The following is a 16658-nucleotide window of genomic DNA, read 5'->3' as shown; positions in this document are numbered from 1 at the left end:
AAACATGGCGAGGTGGCCCGGCAACACCGGGAAATGTGGATGGAACGACTCGGGCCGGATGGATCGGGCGGCACGGGGCTGGACGGACCACAATTTCCGAGGAGCGGGCGGCCCGGCGGGGTCCGATTCTCCTGCCGACCGACCCTCACGCCCCCTTGACGGAAATCCGCCGATCAGTCACGGACGTTGCAGGAAATCCCCGCGACGACACGCGCAGGTGCCCGTGGAACATGCGGGCCGCCGGGCCCAGGGAGCGGAGAGCGGGCCCGTTTTCCGGTGAATGCGGGGCCGCCGGCCACGGCATAACGGGCGCACAAGTGCGTGCGCCGTACACGGGAATCGTGACAGAGCGCAACCAGTCGGGGAAGCCGGTCGGGGCGGGCATCCGGCGGGAACCGGCTGGGGGCGGACATGCGACGGCCCGCGCGGGCGGGGGAACCGCCCGGCGCGGGCCGGGGTGACGCTGGTGTCGCGGGTCAGCCGTCGAGACGGCTGACCAGGGCCTCGTGCTCGGCCCAGAGAGCGGCGGGGAGCCGGTCGCCGAACGTCTGGTAGTGCTCGGGGATCAGGTCGGCCTCCTGCTTCCAGACGTCGATGTCGACTGTGAGCAGGGCGTCCAGGTCGGCTTCGTCGATCTGGAGGCCTTCGGTCGGCAGGGCGTCCCTGGTCGGCAGGACACCGAGCGGGGTCTCCACACCGTCGGCTTGGCCCTCGAGGCGGCCGACGATCCAGGCCAGGACGCGGCTGTTCTCGCCGAAGCCGGGCCAGAGGAACTTGCCCTCCGGGCTCTTGCGGAACCAGTTCACGTAGTAGATCCGGGGCAGCTTCGCCTGGTCGGCCTTCTGGCCGACCTCGAGCCAGTGGGCGAAGTAGTCGGCCATGTTGTAGCCGCAGAACGGGAGCATCGCGAACGGGTCGCGGCGCAGCTTGCCGATCGCGCCGGCCTGGGCCGCGGTCGTCTCGGAGGCGACGATCGAGCCGAAGAAGACCCCGCGCCGCCAGTCGGGCGCCTCGGTGACCAGCGGAACCGCGGTCGCCCGGCGCCCACCGAACAGGATCGCCGAGATCGGCACGCCCTTCGGGTCCTCCCACTCGGAGGCGATGGTCGGGCACTGCCCGGCGGGGACGGTGAAGCGGGCGTTGGGGTGCGCGGCGGGCTCGGTGGACTCGGGGGTCCAGTCGTGGCCCTTCCAGTCGGTGAGGTGCCCCGGGGCCTGCTTGGTCAGCCCCTCCCACCAGACGTCGCCGTCGTCGGTGCGGGCCACGTTCGTGAAGACCGTGTTGCCCCACAGCGTCTTGATCGCGTTCGGGTTGGTCTGCTCACCCGTGCCGGGGGCGACACCGAAGAAGCCGGCCTCGGGGTTGACAGCGTAGAGCCGGCCGTCCTCACCGAACCGCATCCACGCGATGTCGTCACCGACAGTCTCCGCCTTCCACCCGGGAAGGGTGGGAATGAGCATCGCGAGGTTGGTCTTTCCGCAGGCCGACGGGAAAGCCGCGGCAATGTAGTGAACCTTGCCCGCGGGCGACGTCAGCTTGAGGATGAGCATGTGCTCGGCGAGCCAGCCCTCGTCGCGCGCCATGACGGACGCGATGCGCAGTGCGTAGCATTTCTTGCCGAGCAGTGCGTTACCGCCGTAACCCGATCCATAAGACCAGATCTCGCGGGTCTCCGGGAAATGGGTGATGTACTTCGTCGTGTTGCACGGCCAAGCGACGTCGGCCGCACCGGACTCCAACGGAGCGCCAAGCGAATGCACCGCCGGCACAAAGAAGCCGTCTTCACCGAGCTGTTCGAGTGCGGGCGCTCCCATACGGGTCATGGTGCGCATTGAAATGACAACGTAAGGCGAGTCGGTGATTTCGACCCCGAGGGCCGAGATATGCGATCCGAGCGGACCCATGCAGAATGGCACGACATACATCGTGCGACCGCGCATGGAGCCCTCGAACAGGCCCTGGAGCTTGACCCGCATCTCCGCCGGGTCCATCCAGTTGTTCGTGGGGCCGGCGTCCTCGGCCTTCTCGGAGCAGATGTAGGTGCGATCCTCGACCCGGGCCACGTCGCTGGGGTCCGAGGCGGCGTAAAAGCTGTTGGGACGCTTTTCGTCGTCCAGCCGGACCAGGGTCCCCTTCTCGATCAGGAGACTGGTCAACCGGTCGAACTCGGCCTCCGATCCGTCGCACCACTCAACCCGTTCCGGCTGGGTGAGTTCGGCGATCTCACGCACCCAGGCGACCAGCCTGGCGTGCTTCGTCGGGGCCGCTTCCAGCCCCGGAATCTGTGCCGCGGTCGTCACAGCTCACACCTCCGGTCGAGTCGAACCCGCCGCGTTCTTGCCCCGTGCGCAGGTGCCGACTTCAGTACTCGAACGTATTCGTTCACGCGCTGACAAAACCCGCGGTACAGGGGCAGTTCGAGGCCGCGTTCAGGATCATTAGACTGTACCGCGCGTTCCCCCCGCAGTCGCGCGATAGCGAGTGGACAGAAGCGTCGGATCCATCACGCACCGGTACGGACGGACCGCCGCCGGGTGACTCCGTCTCGTGGCTGGCGGAAGCCTCGGGTTATCGTCCTCGGCGTGGCTTCCCTCACGCAGCAGCCCGCCGGGCCTCCGCAGGCGGACGGCCCCGCCCACCCCCGTGACCTGGTGCGACCACGTATGCGGGGATGGCTACATGCCGGGGCATTCCCCGTAAGCCTTGCACTGGGTCTCCTTGCCGTGGCGCTGGCCACCACGCTCCGTGCCCGACTGGGGATCGCGATATACGCACTGAGTATTGCGGCGCTGTTCGGAACGAGCGCGCTCTACCATCGCACGATGTGGTCGACGTCACGTGCTCGAGCGCGCATGAAACGCCTCGACCATTCAATGATCTTTATTTTCATCGCCGGGACTTATACCCCTTTTGNCCTCCTTGCGATGCCGGCGAGCACGGCTCGCGTGGTCCTGGCCGTGGTGTGGGGCGGAGCGGCACTCGGCGTGACCATCCGGATGCTGTGGCTGCACTCCCCGCGGTACCTGACCGTGCCGCTGTACATCGCCCTCGGCTGGGTCGCCATCTTCGTCATCCCGGAGCTCGCCCACCGGGCCGGGATCGCCTCGATGGTCCTGCTGCTGGTCGGCGGCGTCTGCTACAGCCTTGGCGCCGTCGTCTACGCCGCGCGGCGACCGGACCCGGCCCCGGCGACCTTCGGCTACCACGAGGTGTTCCACGCCTTCACCCTCGTCGCCGCGGCCTGCCACTACATCGCCCTGATGTTCGCGATCTACTGACCCGCCCGACCCGCTGCCCAACCCGCCCGACCCGCCCAACCCGCCCAACCCGCCCGACACACGGCGGCGCAGGAGGAGAGGTCAGCGGCCGGGGCCCTCGGAGCGGATCTTCTCGACCTGTTCGAGGGCCTCGCGAAGCTGGCGCAGCCAGGTGTCGGAGTTGTCCCCGACCAGCCGGACGCACCAGGCCAGCGCCTCGCTGCGGCTGCGTGCCACGCCGGATTCGACGAGCGTGTCCAGCACCTGACGCTCCGGCTGGCGCAGCCGCGTCATCACCGGCACGGACAGCACGGTGAACAGCTCGCTGGCCGTGCCGGCGGTCGCCCCCCACGCGACCTTGCGCCCGTAGCGCCGCTCGGCCTCGGCGGCGATGGCGATCCGCTCGTCCCGGGTGCGCTCGCGGAAGCGGCGGATCAGGGCGGCGGCCTCCGGATCACGCCCAGCCGGCAGCTCCACCCCTCCGGAGTGAAGGAGGGGTTCCTCGACGGGGAGCTCCCCGACGACGGTGATCTCGTCCCGGTCGACGACCACGGCCGGCGGGCCGGTGAACCACCCGGCGGGGATGTGGGCCGCGAACCAGTCCGGCGCGTCCTGCGCCGGCACCGACTCCGCCCGGTCCCCCGGCCTGCCATAACCGCGCCCACGCGGACCGGACATGACGAGTCTCCTCAGGTCCCCCGGGCCGGGCCCGCGGACGGGCCCGGCCTGCCGAACTGGTCCGGAGCCGTGGCCCCGCCGGGGTGCGCGCCGACACACCCCGCCGACGATTACACGCTTACCGGGTCACGAGTGAAAGTGCCTGGGGCCTCAGGTGGCGACCTTCACGCCGAGCTGACTGCGGACCTCCTCCGCGGTATGCACGGGTAGCTCGCAGACGAAGTCCCGGCAGACGTACNCCCCTGGGGCCCCCCGCCCGGCGACCAACGGCCCGCTGGTCACCACGACGGCCCCCGGCGCGGTGCCCAGCCGGGCGAGCCGTTCCAGGGCCGGACTGTCCACGACGGCGACCTCGGCCGGCCCGGCGAGCAGCGCCTCGGCGACCGCCCCGGCCCAGCCGGCGAACCGGGCGTCGCGGGACAGCAGCGGCGCGAACCGGGCGACGGTCGCCTCGGCGGTGCGCCGGTGCTCGGCCGAGCCGGTCAGGGCCGCGTAGGTGAGCAGGGCACCCGCCACCGCCGCCTGGCCCGACGGGGTCGCCGAGTCCGAGTCGTCGCGGGGGCGGCGCAGCAGTGCCTCCGCGTCGTCCGCGGTGTCGAAGAAGCCGCCGTCCGGTGCGGCGAACCGGGCCCGGACCACGTCGAGCAGCTCGCCGGCCAGGGTCAGCCACTCCGGATCCCCGGTGACCTGGTGCAGGGTCAGCAGCCCCTCGGCGACGTCGCCGTAGTCCTCCAGCACACCGGCGTTCGTCCCGACCCGGCCGTCCCGGCTGGTGCGCCGCAACCGGCCCGCCACGAGATGGACGTCGCGCAGCAGCACGGCCGCGTCCTCGGCGGCGCGGATCCAGGCCGGCTCATCGAGCAGCACGCCGGCCTCGGCGAGGGCGGCGATCGCCAGCCCGTTCCAGGCGGCGACCACCTTGTCGTCCCGGGCGGGCTGCGGACGGCCGGCCCGGGCGGCGGCGAGGGTCGCGCGCACCGCCGCGAAGCGCACCGCGTCGGGCGGGTCCGCCGGCAACTGCAACACGGACGTCCCGTGCTCGAACGTGCCCTCCGGGGTGACGCCGAAGATCTCCGCCGCCCAGGCGCCGTCGTCCGCGCCGAGGGCGGCGCGCAGGCCGGCGGGCGTCCACGAGTAGCTCGCGCCCTCCTCGGGCTGCGCGTGCGCCGCCGGGACGCCCGCGGGCACCGCGTCCGCGTCGAGCGCCGAGGCGAACCCGCCCTGCGGGGTACGCAGGTCGGCGAGCAGGAACGCCGCGGTCTCCCGGACCACCCGCTGGGCCAGCGGCGAGCCGGTGGCCCGCCACAGGTGCAGGTACACCCGCAGCAGCTGGGCGTTGTCGTAGAGCATCTTCTCGAAGTGCGGGACGGTCCACGTCGCGTCGACGCTGTAGCGGGCGAAGCCGCCGGCGAGCTGGTCGTACATGCCGCCGCGGGCCATCCGCTCGCAGGTGAGCGCCACCATCTCCAGGCTGTGCTCGTCGCCGGTGCGGGCGGCGTGGCGCAACAGCATCTCCGCGACCATGGACGGCGGGAACTTCGGCGCCCCGCCGAATCCGCCGTGCCGAGCGTCGAACCGGGCGGACAGGCCCGCGACGGCCGTGTCCAGCAGCGGCGGGCTCAGCTCGTCGGCGACGCCGGACGTCGGGCTCGCGGCGAGCCCGGCCACCGGGCCGCGCGCCGCCGCCTCCGCCAGCCGGCGGGCGATGTCGGCGCCCGACTCCTCGATCTCCGCCCGCCTGGTCTGCCAGGCGGCGACCACGGCCTCCATGACCTGGCGGAACGACCCCATGCCCGGCCGGGGTCGGGGCGGGAAGTAGGTGCCGGCGAAGAACGGCTCGGCGGTCGGGGTGAGGAAGACCGTCATCGGCCAACCCCCGTGACCGGTCAGGGCGACCGTGACGTCCATGTAGACGGAATCGACGTCCGGCCGCTCCTCCCGGTCCACCTTGATGTTGACGAAGTGGTCGTTCATGTAGGCGGCGGTGACCACGTCCTCGAACGACTCGTGCGCCATGACGTGGCACCAGTGGCAGGAGGCATAGCCCACCGAGAGCAGCACGGGCACCCCGCGGCGGGCCGCCTCCGCGAACGCCTCCGGGCACCACGGCCACCAGTCGACGGGGTTGTCCGCATGCTGGAGCAGGTACGGAGACGTCTGCTCCGCCAGCTTGTTCGGCACCGGGCAACTCCTCAGGGTCTGGCGTCGCCCGGGTCTGTGGAGCCCCGGGTCACTGGCTATGCAACCAAAGCGGCGAGCGGCTATGCCCCCACCCGTGCCCCGGCGCGCCGACTGTGGCCATCGGCACCCCCGACCGGACCCTGCCCGGCCAGCTTCTGGCGTGTCGGCTGGTGCACTCTCGGCACCCAACCGAGCTCAGGCCAGACCACCGCCGCAACCGGGGCGGGTCGACCGGCCCGGTCCGCTCGTGGTGGCGTGCGGTCGGAACCGGGGTGCACGGGACCGGATACGCTCGGAGAAAGGCACGATCCCGGCTCCTCCGCTCGCTCGCCCGTCCGCCGTCCACTCGCTCGATCGCCGTCCGCCAGGCCGCCGTTGCGCCGCGAGAGCGGTCGAAGGGTCGTCGCGGGCGCTCGGAAGGGTTGTCGCAGGGTCGGAGTACCAACGAGTTGGGGTGGCACGAGCGAATGAGTGAGACGGCCGAGCACGGCACCGACGCCGGCGCCGCGAACGCCACGGCAGCCCCGTCCGGCGCCGCATCTTCATCCGGCGCCACGCCCACCGCCAGGACCGGCGACGAGCCGGGGTTCCGCTACGACGCCCGGCTCGCCGCGGACATCGAGCGCCGCTGGCAGCGTCGGTGGGCCGACGAGGGGACGTTCAACTCGCCGAACCCGGTCGGGCCGCTGGCCGCGGGCTTCGACGAGGTCGCCGGGCGCGAGCCGTTCTACATCATGGACATGTTCCCCTACCCCAGCGGCACCGGCCTGCACGTCGGGCATCCGCTCGGGTACATCGGCACCGACGTGTTCGCCCGCTACCTGCGGATGTCCGGCCGCCATGTGCTGCACCCGTTCGGCTACGACGCCTTCGGCCTGCCCGCCGAGCAGTACGCCATCAACACCGGCCAGCACCCGCGCACGACCACCGACGCCAACATCGCCAACATGCGTCGGCAGCTCTCCCGACTGGGGCTCGGCCACGACACCCGCCGCGAGATCGCCACGACCGACGTCGGGTACTACCGCTGGACGCAGTGGATCTTCGAGCAGATCTTCGACGCCTGGTACGACCCGCAGGCCGGCCGGGCGCGGCCGATCGCGGAGCTGATCGCCGAGTTCGAGGCCGGCACCCGCTCGCCGGTGGCCGGCCCCGCCGCCGGCACCACCGCCGTGTCGGTCGACGCCGTGCGCGCCGCGAACCCGGCGGGCCTGCCCTGGGCCGAGCTGGACCGGGTCGCCCGCCGCCGGGTCGTCGACGCCCACCGCCTGGCCTACATCTCCGAACAGCTCGTCAACTGGTGCCCCGGGCTCGGCACCGTGCTGGCGAACGAGGAGGTCACCGCCGAGGGCCGCAGCGACATCGGGAACTACCCGGTGTTCCGCCGGCCGCTGCGGCAGTGGGTGCTGCGGATCACCGCCTACGCCGAACGGCTGGTCGCCGACCTGGACCTGGTCGACTGGTCGGATTCGATCAAGCAGATGCAGCGCAACTGGATCAGCCCGAGCGACGGCGCGAGCGTCGAATTCGCCCTCGTCACCCCCGGTGCTACCGGCGCAGGCGGCACGACCCGCCCAGCCGGCACGACGGACGCGGTCACCGGCACCGCCGGGTCCTCCCCCGCGCCGCGCATCGAGGTCTACACCACCCGCCCGGACACCCTCGCCGGGGCGACCTTCCTGGTGCTGGCGCCCGAGCATCCGCAGGTCGACGCGCTGGTCGCCGACGCCTGGCCGGCGGGCACCCCGGCCGGCTGGCGCTTCCCGGCCGGCCACGGCGCCCCCGAGGCCGCTACTGAGACCGCTACTGAGACCGCTGCCGCCGACCCGACCTGGACGCCGCGCGCCGCGGTCGAGGCCTACCGGGCCTTCGCGGCGCAGCGCAGCGACCGCCAACGCGGCGAGGAGATCGACCGTACCGGCGTGTTCACCGGCGCTTATGTCCGCAACCCGGTGGGCGGCGCGGAGATCCCGGTCTTCCTCGCCGACTACGTCCTCGTCGGCTACGGCACCGGCGCGATCATGGCCGTGCCGGCGCACGACAGCCGGGACTTCAGCTTCGCGCGCGCCTTCGACCTGCCGATCCCGGCGGTGCTGGCGCCCGACGAGCCGTGGTACGCCGAGCGCGACGTGACACCCGGCGCGCCGCCGTCGGCGTGGCCGGACGCGTTCAGCGGCGAGGGCGCCTACCTGCCCGGCCCGGCGGGAGCCCCGGTGCTCACCGGCCTGGGCAAGACCGACGCGATCAAGACGACCGTCGCCTGGCTGGAGGAGCTCGGCGCGGGCCGGTCGGCCCGGTCCTACCGGCTGCGGGACTGGCTGTTCTCCCGGCAGCGCTACTGGGGCGAGCCGTTCCCGATCGTCTTCGACGACGACGGCCTGCCGCATGCCGTCCCGGACGAGCTGCTGCCCGTCGAGCTGCCCGAGATGACCGATTTCCGGCCGACGGCGATGGCCGAGGACGACGAGAGCGATCCGGTACCGCCGCTGGCCCGCGTGGCCGACTGGGCGAGCGTCACCCTCGACCTCGGTGACGGCCCGAAGCGCTACCGGCGCGAGACGAACACGATGCCGCAGTGGGCCGGGTCCTGCTGGTACCACCTGCGCTACCTGGACCCGACCAACACCGAGCGGTTCGTCGACGAGACCGTCGAGCGGTACTGGATGGCCAAGCCGGGCGCGGCGGCCGGCGACGGCGGCGTCGACCTCTACGTCGGCGGCGTCGAGCACGCGGTGCTGCACCTGCTCTACGCCCGGTTCTGGCAGAAGGTCCTCTACGACCTGGGGCACGTCTCGTCCAAGGAGCCGTTCAAGCGGCTGTTCAACCAGGGCTACATCCAGGCCGATGCGTTCACCGACGCCCGCGGGATGTACGTCCCGGCGGCCGAGGTGGAGGCGAGCGGCGACGGCCGGTTCACCCACCAGGGGGCGCCGGTCGACCGCCGCTCCGGGAAAATGGGCAAGAGCCTGAAGAACAGCGTCAGCCCGGACGAGATGTACGACCGGTTCGGCGCCGACACCCTGCGGGTCTACGAGATGGCGATGGGTCCGCTCGACGCCGACCGGCCCTGGCACACCGACGACATCGTCGGCTCGCACCGGTTCCTGCAGCGCCTGTGGCGCGCGGTCGTCGACGAGGGCAGCGGGACGGTCGCCGTCTCCGACGAGCAACTGGACGCCGAGGCCACCCGCGTCCTGCATCGGACGATCATCACGTTGGCGGCGGAGTACGCGGGCCTGCGGTTCAACACGGCCGTCGCCCGGCTCATCGAGCTGACGAACTTCGTCTCGAAGCGGTACGGCCAGTCCGCGACCCCCCGGGCGCTGGCCGAGCCGCTGGTGCTGATGGCCGCGCCGCTGGCTCCGCACATCGCGGAGGAGCTGTGGACCCGGCTCGGGCACAGCGAGTCGGTGAGCCGCGCGGCCTTCCCCGTGGGCGACCCGGCGCTGGCCGCCGAGTCCGAGCGGACCATCCCGGTCCAGGTGAACGGGAAGGTGCGGTTCACCCTCCAGGTGCCCGACGGTGCCGCGGAGCCCGTGATCCGCGAGCTGCTCACCGCGCACCCCGACTACGCGCGCCAGACCGAGGGCCGCTCCATCAAGAAGGTCATCATCGTCCCCGGCCGCATCGTCAACATCGCCCTGGGCTGACCGCTCCGGCCTTACCCTGCCCTTCCAGAGGGATCAATCGGGCACAGAACCCTCTGAAAGGGCAGGGAAGCAGCGATGGTGTGGTGGGGCTCCCGGCTCAGCCGCCGGAGGACGGGGGGCCGGGCTGGACGGGCAGGTCAAGATGCTCGCCCGCGCCACCCGTGGCCGCGGCATCGCCGACGACCTCGCCGTCGATCACCGGGCCCCGCCGGCCGGCCAGCACCGACCGGCGGCGGATCGCCTGGCGGGGATCGACCGGGCCGCTGAGCCGGTCGGACTCGACCCCGAGGAAATCACCGTTCGCCACGTTCGCGCGCATTCGGCGCAGGCTCCTCGAGAGCATGAAGAACAGCCCGGTGGAGACCACGATCAGCCCCACGACGATGAGCAACCCAAGACCGCCCGCGCTGTGCTCCTGCTCGGCCAGCACCGAACCGGCGAAGATCTCGTTCACGGTGACGTCCTCACACCCGGGTCCAAACTCTGCGGTCAGCCCGCCGCTGCGCCGCGCGAGCGCGCGGCCGGCTCCGCCCCAGCGGGCGGTGCGCCGTGGGCTCCCGGCGGTACCCACCCCCGACATTACGCCGCGCTGGACCGCCCGAGGTGGGCGCCGATCGGCCCCCGCCGGCCGGCCGGCCACCCGCCGTGCGCACGATCACACGCCGTTGAACAGGTCGTCCTCGGGCAGCGTGCCGACCTCGATCAGCGAGCGGGCGAGCTGGTAGTCCTCGGTGGGCCAGGCCTCCCGCTGCACGTCGAGCGGAACCCGGAACCACCATCCGGTGGGGTCGACCTGGGTGGCATGCGCGATCAGGGCTCGATCGCGGGTCGAGAACCAGTCCGCGCACGGCACCCGGGTGGTGAGCCGGCCCGCGTCCGCCGCCCGGTCGGCCCACTCGTCCAGGCGTTCCGTGTAGGGGGACTCCAGTCCGCGGGCCAGCAGCGCCTCGTGCAGCGCCAGGATGCGCTCCTTGTGGAAGGTGAGGTGGTAGTACAGCTTGAGCGGCTGCCAGGGGGCGAACCCGGCTTCCNCCCCCNCCTCGGGATAGCGCTCGGGGTCGCCGGCCGCCTCGAACGCCTCGATGCTGATCTTGTGCGTCATGATGTGGTCGGGGTGCGGGTAACCGCCGGACTCGTCGTAGGTCGTGATGACCTGCGGCCGGAAGGTGCGGATCAGCCTGACCAGGGGCTGGGCCGCCGCGGTCAGTGGCGTGGTGGCGAAGCGCCCCGGTGGCACGGGCGGCAGCGGGTCGCCCTCGGGCAGGCCGGAGTCGACGAAGCCGAGCCACTCCTGGCGCACGCCGAGGATGCGCCGGGCGTTCTCCATCTCCTCACGGCGGATCTCGGTGATGCGCTCGGCGACGCCGGGTGAGTCCATCGCCGGGTTGAGGATGCTGCCCTCCTCACCACCGGTACACGTCACGACCAGCACGTCCACGCCTTCGCTCGCGTAACGCGCCATCGTGGCCGCGCCCTTGCTGGACTCGTCATCGGGGTGGGCATGGATGGCCATGAGACGCAGGCCATGCCGCTCGTCGACCGAAGGCATGCCACCATTGTCGCTGACGGCCGGGCCAGACCGCGGCCATCGACCCGGGTGGCCGTGACGTGACCGCCGTGCTACACCACTGTGCGGAACCATGGAGCCCGCCTCCACGTTTGATCTGGAAAAGTCACCCAACGACGTGGCACAATGCACCGTCCGCGCATGCAGTGACGGGTGCGACGTCGCCGGCCGGCGTACCGACATCGGTGTCGGTCCGGCCCCGGGGGACCGATGGAGTGCGGCACCCGTTCGCCACGCTCCCGCTCCGCCAGGCGTGCGGTCATGGTCGAAACCACGGACTGACGGTTCACCCAGGAGGGTAGAACCGCTGGTCTGGGGTCTCCCGGTGGTGGAGCAGCCGCCGTGAGGAGTCAGCGGGCTCGACCCTGGATTCCTTGATTCACCTTGATATCGTGACCCTTTTGATGTTCACCGAGGAGCGTGACCCGCGTGACGCAGCAGACTTGGCTCACTCAGGAGGCATACGACCGGCTCCGCTCCGAGCTCGACTACCTCACCGGCCCCTGGCGCACGGAGATCGCGACCAAGATCGAGGCGGCCCGTGAGGAGGGCGACCTCAAGGAAAACGGTGGCTACCACGCCGCCAAGGAGGAGCAGGGCAAGCAGGAGGCCCGGATCCGCCAGCTCGCCGACCTGCTGCGCGACGCGCAGGTGGGCGAGGCGCCCAACACCACCGGTGAGGCCGGTCCGGGCACGGTCGTCGAGGTGCGCTTCCCCGGCGAGCAGGCGACCGAGAAGTTCCTCATCGGCTCCCGCGAGGACCACAGCACTCCCATCGACGTGTTCTCCCCCGCCTCCCCGCTCGGCGGTGCCGTGAACGGCCACAAGGCAGGCGAGACCGTCAGCTACACGCTTCCCAACGGCCGCTCCGCGAAGGTCGAGATCGTCTCGGTCGCACCTTACGGCTCCTGACGGCACCGGAGCCTGGTTCGGCCATGCCACTTCGGCCGGACCGGGGGTCACCCATCGTGGCTGGCGCGCCGGCACCTAGGAGCCGGCCCGCCCGGCTGGGCCGGTCGGCGGGAAGAGGGCTCCTTCGGGCGGGGGCGGGCTCCTTCGGGCGGGGGCGGGCTCCTTCGGGCGGGGGCGGGCTCCTTCGGGTGGGGGCGGGCGGCGTACCCCCGACTACGCCTGCAGCGGACGGCAGCCGACTTGGCTGCGTCGCGGGCGGTGTCGACGTACCGTCGACGCGTGGAGGATCTGCCGGCACCGCCCCGTCATTCCATGCCACCGACCGCGACATCCCCGGCCACCGCGCCGGCGGATACCGCTCCGCCCTATGCCACGGTGGGTGAGCTTCGCCGCAGCGGGCACGTTCACCGAACCGTCCGCACGGAGCTGCGCGACAACCTCGTCGCCCTGATGAAGGGCGACACGCCCCGCTTCCCGGGCATCGTCGGGTTCGACGAGACCGTCCTGCCGCAGGTCGAGCGCGCCATCCTGGCCGGTCACGACATCGTCTTCCTGGGCGAGCGGGGCCAGGGCAAGACCCGGCTCATCCGCACCCTGGTGAGCCTGCTCGACGAGTGGTCGCCCGCCGTCGCCGGCTGCGAGATCAACGACCACCCGTACGCGCCGGTCTGCGGCCGCTGCCGGGCGCTGGCGGCCCAGCTCGGCGACGAGCTTCCGATCGGCTGGCGCCACCGCTCCGACCGGTTCGGCGAGAAGCTCGCCACGCCGGACACCAGCGTGGGCGACCTGATCGGCGACGTCGACCCGGTGAAGGTCGCCGAGGGCCGCACCCTCGGCGACCCGGAGACGGTGCATTACGGCCTGGTGCCGCGCACGAACCGCGGCATCTTCAGCGTCAACGAGCTGCCCGACCTCGCCGAGCGCATCCAGGTGTCGCTGCTCAACGTGCTGGAGGAGCGCGACATCCAGGTCCGCGGCTACCTGCTGCGCCTGCCGCTCGACCTGCTGCTGGTGGCCTCGGCGAACCCCGAGGACTACACCAACCGCGGCCGGATCATCACCCCGCTCAAGGACCGCTTCGGCGCCGAGGTGCGCACCCACTACCCGCTGCAGCTCGCCGACGAGCTCGCGCTGATCCGCCAGGAGTCCGTGATCTCCTGGGCGGGCTCGCCGCTGGGCACTCCCGAGCTCGCCGATCACCTGCTGGAGATCGTGGCCCGGTTCACCCGGCTCGTCCGCGACGCCCCACAGGTCGACCAGCGTTCGGGGGTGTCGGCCCGGCTGGCGGTGGCCGCGGCCGAGACGGTGGCCGCCTCCGCGGTCCGCCGCGCGGCGCTGACCGGGGAGGAGACGCCCACCGCCCGGGTGGTCGACCTCGCCGCGATCGTGCCGGCGGTGCGCGGCAAGGTCGAGTTCGACCAGCTCGAGGAGGGGCGCGAGGACGAGGTGCTCGCGCTGCTGCTGCGCCGCGCGATCGCCGAGACGTTCCGGGCCCGCCTCGCCGGGGCCGACCTCACCGGGCTGCAGAACCGGTTCGACGCCGACGGCCCGGTCGAGACGGGCGACATGGTGCCCGCCGCCGAGCTGCTGCGCCGGGTCGGTCCGGTGCCCGGTCTCGCGGCGATCCTGAACCGACTCGGCGTGGATGGCGCGGAGTCGCCCGGCCTCGCCGCGGCGGCGCTGGAGCTGGCGATGGAGGGACTGCACCTCAACCGCCGGCTGGCGAAGGAAGAGCTGCCGGGCCGGACGGTCTACGGCTCCTGACATGACCCCCGTGGGAGGACCCCGGTGAGCTCCGGCGCATTCCGTTACGGCCCCTGGGACGGGGGGCCCGACCCGCTCGCCTCCCCCTTCACCGCGGCCGGCGCGCTCGACGAGATGTCCCGCCAGATCCTGGAGGGGCGCACCCCCCGGGAGGCGCTGGAGGCTCTGCTGCGCCGCGGCATGCCGGGCCGTCGCGGGCTGGACGACATGCGCCGCGCCATCGAGCGGCGCCGACGCGAGGCCCGGTCCCGCGGCCGGATGGACGGCACCCTGGAGGAGGTCCGCCGACTGCTCGACACGGCCGTCGGGCAGGAGCGGGCGGCGCTGTTCCCCGACCCGTCGGATGAGGCCCGCCTGCGGGAGGCCGAGCTCGACGCGCTGCCCGCCGACCCGGCGCGCGCGGTGCGGTCGCTGGCCGAGTACGACTGGCGTTCCCCGCAGGCCCGCGAGACCTACGAGAAGATCTCCGAGCTGCTGCGCCGAGAGGTCCTCGACAGCCAGTTCAGGGGCATGAAGCAGGCCCTGGAAGGGGCGACGCCGGAGGATTTCGCCCGCATCCGGGACATGATCGGGTCGCTGAACACCCTGCTGGAGGCCGACGCCCGCGGCGAGGACACCGACGCCGCGTTCGCCGAGTTCATGTCCCAGTACGGCGACTTCTTCCCGGAGAACCCGCAGTCGCTCGAGGAGCTGGTCGACGCGCTGGCGCGCCGTGCGGCGGCGGCCGCCCGGCTGCTCGCCGGGCTCACCCCGCAGCAGCGCTCCGAGCTCGCCGATCTGATGTCCACCGCCATGGAGGACCTGGGCCTGGCCGCCGAGATGTCCCGGCTCGCCCAGGCGCTGCGCGCCTCCCGCCCGGACCTGAACTGGGGCGGCCGGGCCCGTGGGCGCGGCGGCCGGCTCGGCGAGGGCCTCACCGGAGACGAGCCGCTGGGCCTCGGCGACGCCACCTCGGCGCTGGAGGAACTCGCGGAACTCGACGAGCTCGCCGCCGCGCTCGGGCAGGACTACGCCGGGGCCTCGCTGGAGGACATCGACCCGGATGCGGTCGCTCGGGCGCTGGGCCGTTCCGCCGTCGACGACCTGCGCAGCCTGCAGCAGATCGAGCGGGAGCTGGAGCAGCAGGGGTTCATCACCCGCCGGGCCGGCAGCCTGGAGCTCACCCCCCGCGCGGTCCGCCGGATCGGGCAGGCGGCGCTGGCCCGGATCTTTCGCCAGGTCTCCGCCCGCGGCCGCGGCGACCACAACCTCACCGACGCCGGCTCCGCCGGCGACCTGCTCGGCACCTCGCGGGCCTGGCAGTTCGGCGACACCCAACCGATCGACGTCGTCCGCACGGTGCGTAACGCCGTGCTGCGCGCCGGGCCGACCGGCAAGGGCCGGCCGGTGCGGCTGGAGGTCGGCGACTTCGAGGTCGCCGAGACCGAGCGGCGCACCACCGCCGCGGTCTGTCTGCTCGTCGACCTGTCCTACTCGATGGCCCTGCGCGGGACGTGGGGGATCGCGAAGTCGACGGCGTTGGCGCTGCACACCCTCGTCAGCACGTCGTTCCCACAGGACAAGATCCACATCATCGGCTTCTCGGACTACGCCCGCGAACTGCGGCCGGTGGAGCTCGCCGGCCTGGACTCCGAGATGGTCCAGGGCACCAACCTGCAGCACGCCCTGCTCATCGCCGGCCGGCTGCTCAGCCGGTACCCGCAGGCCGAGCCGGTCGTCATGGTCGTCACCGACGGGGAGCCCACCGCGCACCTGCTGCGCGACGGCACTCCGTCGTTCTCCTGGCCGCCGATGCCCGAGACCCTGGAGCTGACCCTGGCCGAGGTGGACCGGCTGACCCGCCGCGGGGTGACCATCAACGTGTTCATGCTCGACGACGAGCCGCGGCTCGTGCAGTTCGTCGAGGAGATGGCCCGCCGCAACGGCGGGCGGGTCCTGTCACCCGACCCCACCGCCCTCGGCAGCTACGTCATCCGGGACTACCTGCGTTCCCGGGGACGCCACCGCGTCGCCCGCTGACCCGCCCGGGGTGTCCCCCGCCGGCCGCGCGGGCTCGGCGGGGGGCGGGGGGATACGAGTGACGACGGGGTCGGCGGCGAGCCGCTCCCAGAACTCCGCCACGAGCCGCTCGTAGGCGAGCCCGAGGTCCAGCGTGCGCCGCAACGTCCAGACCATGGCGTCCGGCGGCAGCGCGGCCAGCGTGCGGTAGACCTCCAGGTGCGCCCGGTGCGCGGCAGCCTGGGCACGGGCGAGCCGGGCGACGTCGCCGGGACGGCCGAGGTCGGCGAACGCGAGTTTGAGCAGGCCGAGGTCGCGCAGTTCGGTGCGCCCGGAATCGGCCGAGGAGAGCCAGTCCTGCAGACTGCGCCGACCGGCGTCGGTGATCCGGAAGATGCGCCGGCGGCGCCCCCCGGCCTCCCGTTCCTCGGCCAGCAGCCCGGCCTCGGCAAGGCGCGGCGGCTCCTTGTAGAGCTGCGCGTGCGGGAACGACCAGTAGTTCCCGACCGATTCGGCGACCGACACCTTGAGGTCGTAGGGCGTGGCACTGCCGCGGCGGGCCACCTCCCCGAGGACCAGATACGACACCGGTGTCAGCACGATCTCCGCCATGGTCTCCATCATACGGCTTGACTCATACCGTCTCTTTGA

11 protein-coding genes and 2 pseudogenes are annotated in these 16658 nt (G+C 72.4%); 6 read left to right on the top strand and 7 right to left on the bottom strand.

Annotation, left to right across the window (positions count from 1 at the left end):
- Positions 1–476 precede the first annotated feature (476 nt).
- A complete protein-coding gene (locus UK82_RS03730) occupies positions 477–2300 on the bottom strand; it encodes a phosphoenolpyruvate carboxykinase (GTP) (protein ID WP_055406301.1) in 1824 nt (607 codons plus the stop codon).
- A gap of 282 nt (positions 2301–2582) precedes the next feature.
- Between UK82_RS03730 and UK82_RS35480 the strand changes: the two are divergent.
- Both UK82_RS35480 and UK82_RS35475 read left to right on the top strand, forming a co-directional pair.
- Positions 2583–2913 (top strand): annotated as a pseudogene (locus UK82_RS35480) (hemolysin III family protein); the annotation flags it as partial.
- A gap of 1 nt (position 2914) precedes the next feature.
- Positions 2915–3278, top strand: a 364-nt coding sequence (locus UK82_RS35475) for a hemolysin III family protein (RefSeq protein WP_236705470.1), incomplete at its 5' end; no start/stop codon positions are given.
- 81 nt (positions 3279–3359) lie between these two features.
- On the opposite strand, the gene UK82_RS03720 is transcribed toward UK82_RS35475, so the two are convergent.
- Positions 3360–3935: a hypothetical protein gene (locus tag UK82_RS03720; protein WP_044883414.1), complete on the bottom strand. Its 576-nt coding sequence runs from the start codon at positions 3933–3935 to the stop codon at positions 3360–3362.
- A 239-nt stretch (positions 3936–4174) separates the two neighbouring features.
- A partial coding sequence (locus UK82_RS03715) for a thioredoxin domain-containing protein (protein WP_236705469.1) occupies positions 4175–6116 on the bottom strand: 1942 nt, incomplete at its 3' end.
- Positions 6117–6583: 467 nt separating this feature from the next.
- Between UK82_RS03715 and UK82_RS03710 the strand changes: the two genes are divergently transcribed.
- Complete coding sequence (locus UK82_RS03710) at positions 6584–9766, top strand: leucine--tRNA ligase (RefSeq protein ID WP_044883412.1); 3183 nt, start codon at positions 6584–6586, stop codon at positions 9764–9766.
- A gap of 97 nt (positions 9767–9863) precedes the next feature.
- On the opposite strand, the gene UK82_RS03705 is transcribed toward UK82_RS03710, so the two are convergent.
- The 3 genes and pseudogenes from UK82_RS03705 to mca all read right to left on the bottom strand — a co-directional run.
- Positions 9864–10220: a hypothetical protein gene (locus UK82_RS03705; protein WP_055406358.1), complete on the bottom strand. Its 357-nt coding sequence runs from the start codon at positions 10218–10220 to the stop codon at positions 9864–9866.
- A gap of 201 nt (positions 10221–10421) precedes the next feature.
- A pseudogene (locus UK82_RS35470) lies at positions 10422–10797 on the bottom strand (mycothiol conjugate amidase Mca); the annotation flags it as partial.
- A 7-nt stretch (positions 10798–10804) separates the two neighbouring features.
- On the bottom strand, positions 10805–11315 hold a 511-nt coding region (mca, locus tag UK82_RS35465; RefSeq protein WP_236705468.1), incomplete at its 3' end, for a mycothiol conjugate amidase Mca.
- Positions 11316–11762: 447 nt separating this feature from the next.
- On the opposite strand from mca, the gene greA reads away from it, so the two are divergent.
- From greA to UK82_RS03685, 3 genes are all read left to right on the top strand, one after another.
- Positions 11763–12245: a transcription elongation factor GreA gene (gene greA / locus UK82_RS03695; RefSeq protein WP_044883506.1), complete on the top strand. Its 483-nt coding sequence runs from the start codon at positions 11763–11765 to the stop codon at positions 12243–12245.
- A gap of 312 nt (positions 12246–12557) precedes the next feature.
- On the top strand, positions 12558–14009 hold the full coding sequence (locus UK82_RS03690; protein ID WP_044883410.1) for a magnesium chelatase: 1452 nt from the start codon (positions 12558–12560) through the stop codon (positions 14007–14009).
- 24 nt (positions 14010–14033) lie between these two features.
- Positions 14034–16028 (top strand): VWA domain-containing protein, encoded by a 1995-nt coding sequence (locus tag UK82_RS03685; RefSeq protein WP_044883409.1) that lies wholly within the window; start codon positions 14034–14036, stop codon positions 16026–16028.
- On the opposite strand, the gene UK82_RS03680 is transcribed toward UK82_RS03685, so the two are convergent.
- Positions 15948–16619: a helix-turn-helix transcriptional regulator gene (locus tag UK82_RS03680; protein ID WP_044883505.1), complete on the bottom strand. Its 672-nt coding sequence runs from the start codon at positions 16617–16619 to the stop codon at positions 15948–15950. The two genes, UK82_RS03685 and UK82_RS03680, sit on opposite strands and share 81 nt — an antisense overlap.
- Positions 16620–16658 lie beyond the last annotated feature (39 nt).

This window comes from Frankia sp. ACN1ag (assembly GCF_001414035.1).
GTDB classification, from domain to species: domain Bacteria; phylum Actinomycetota; class Actinomycetes; order Frankiales; family Frankiaceae; genus Frankia; species Frankia torreyi.
This window is presented reverse-complemented; position numbering and strand designations above follow the sequence as displayed.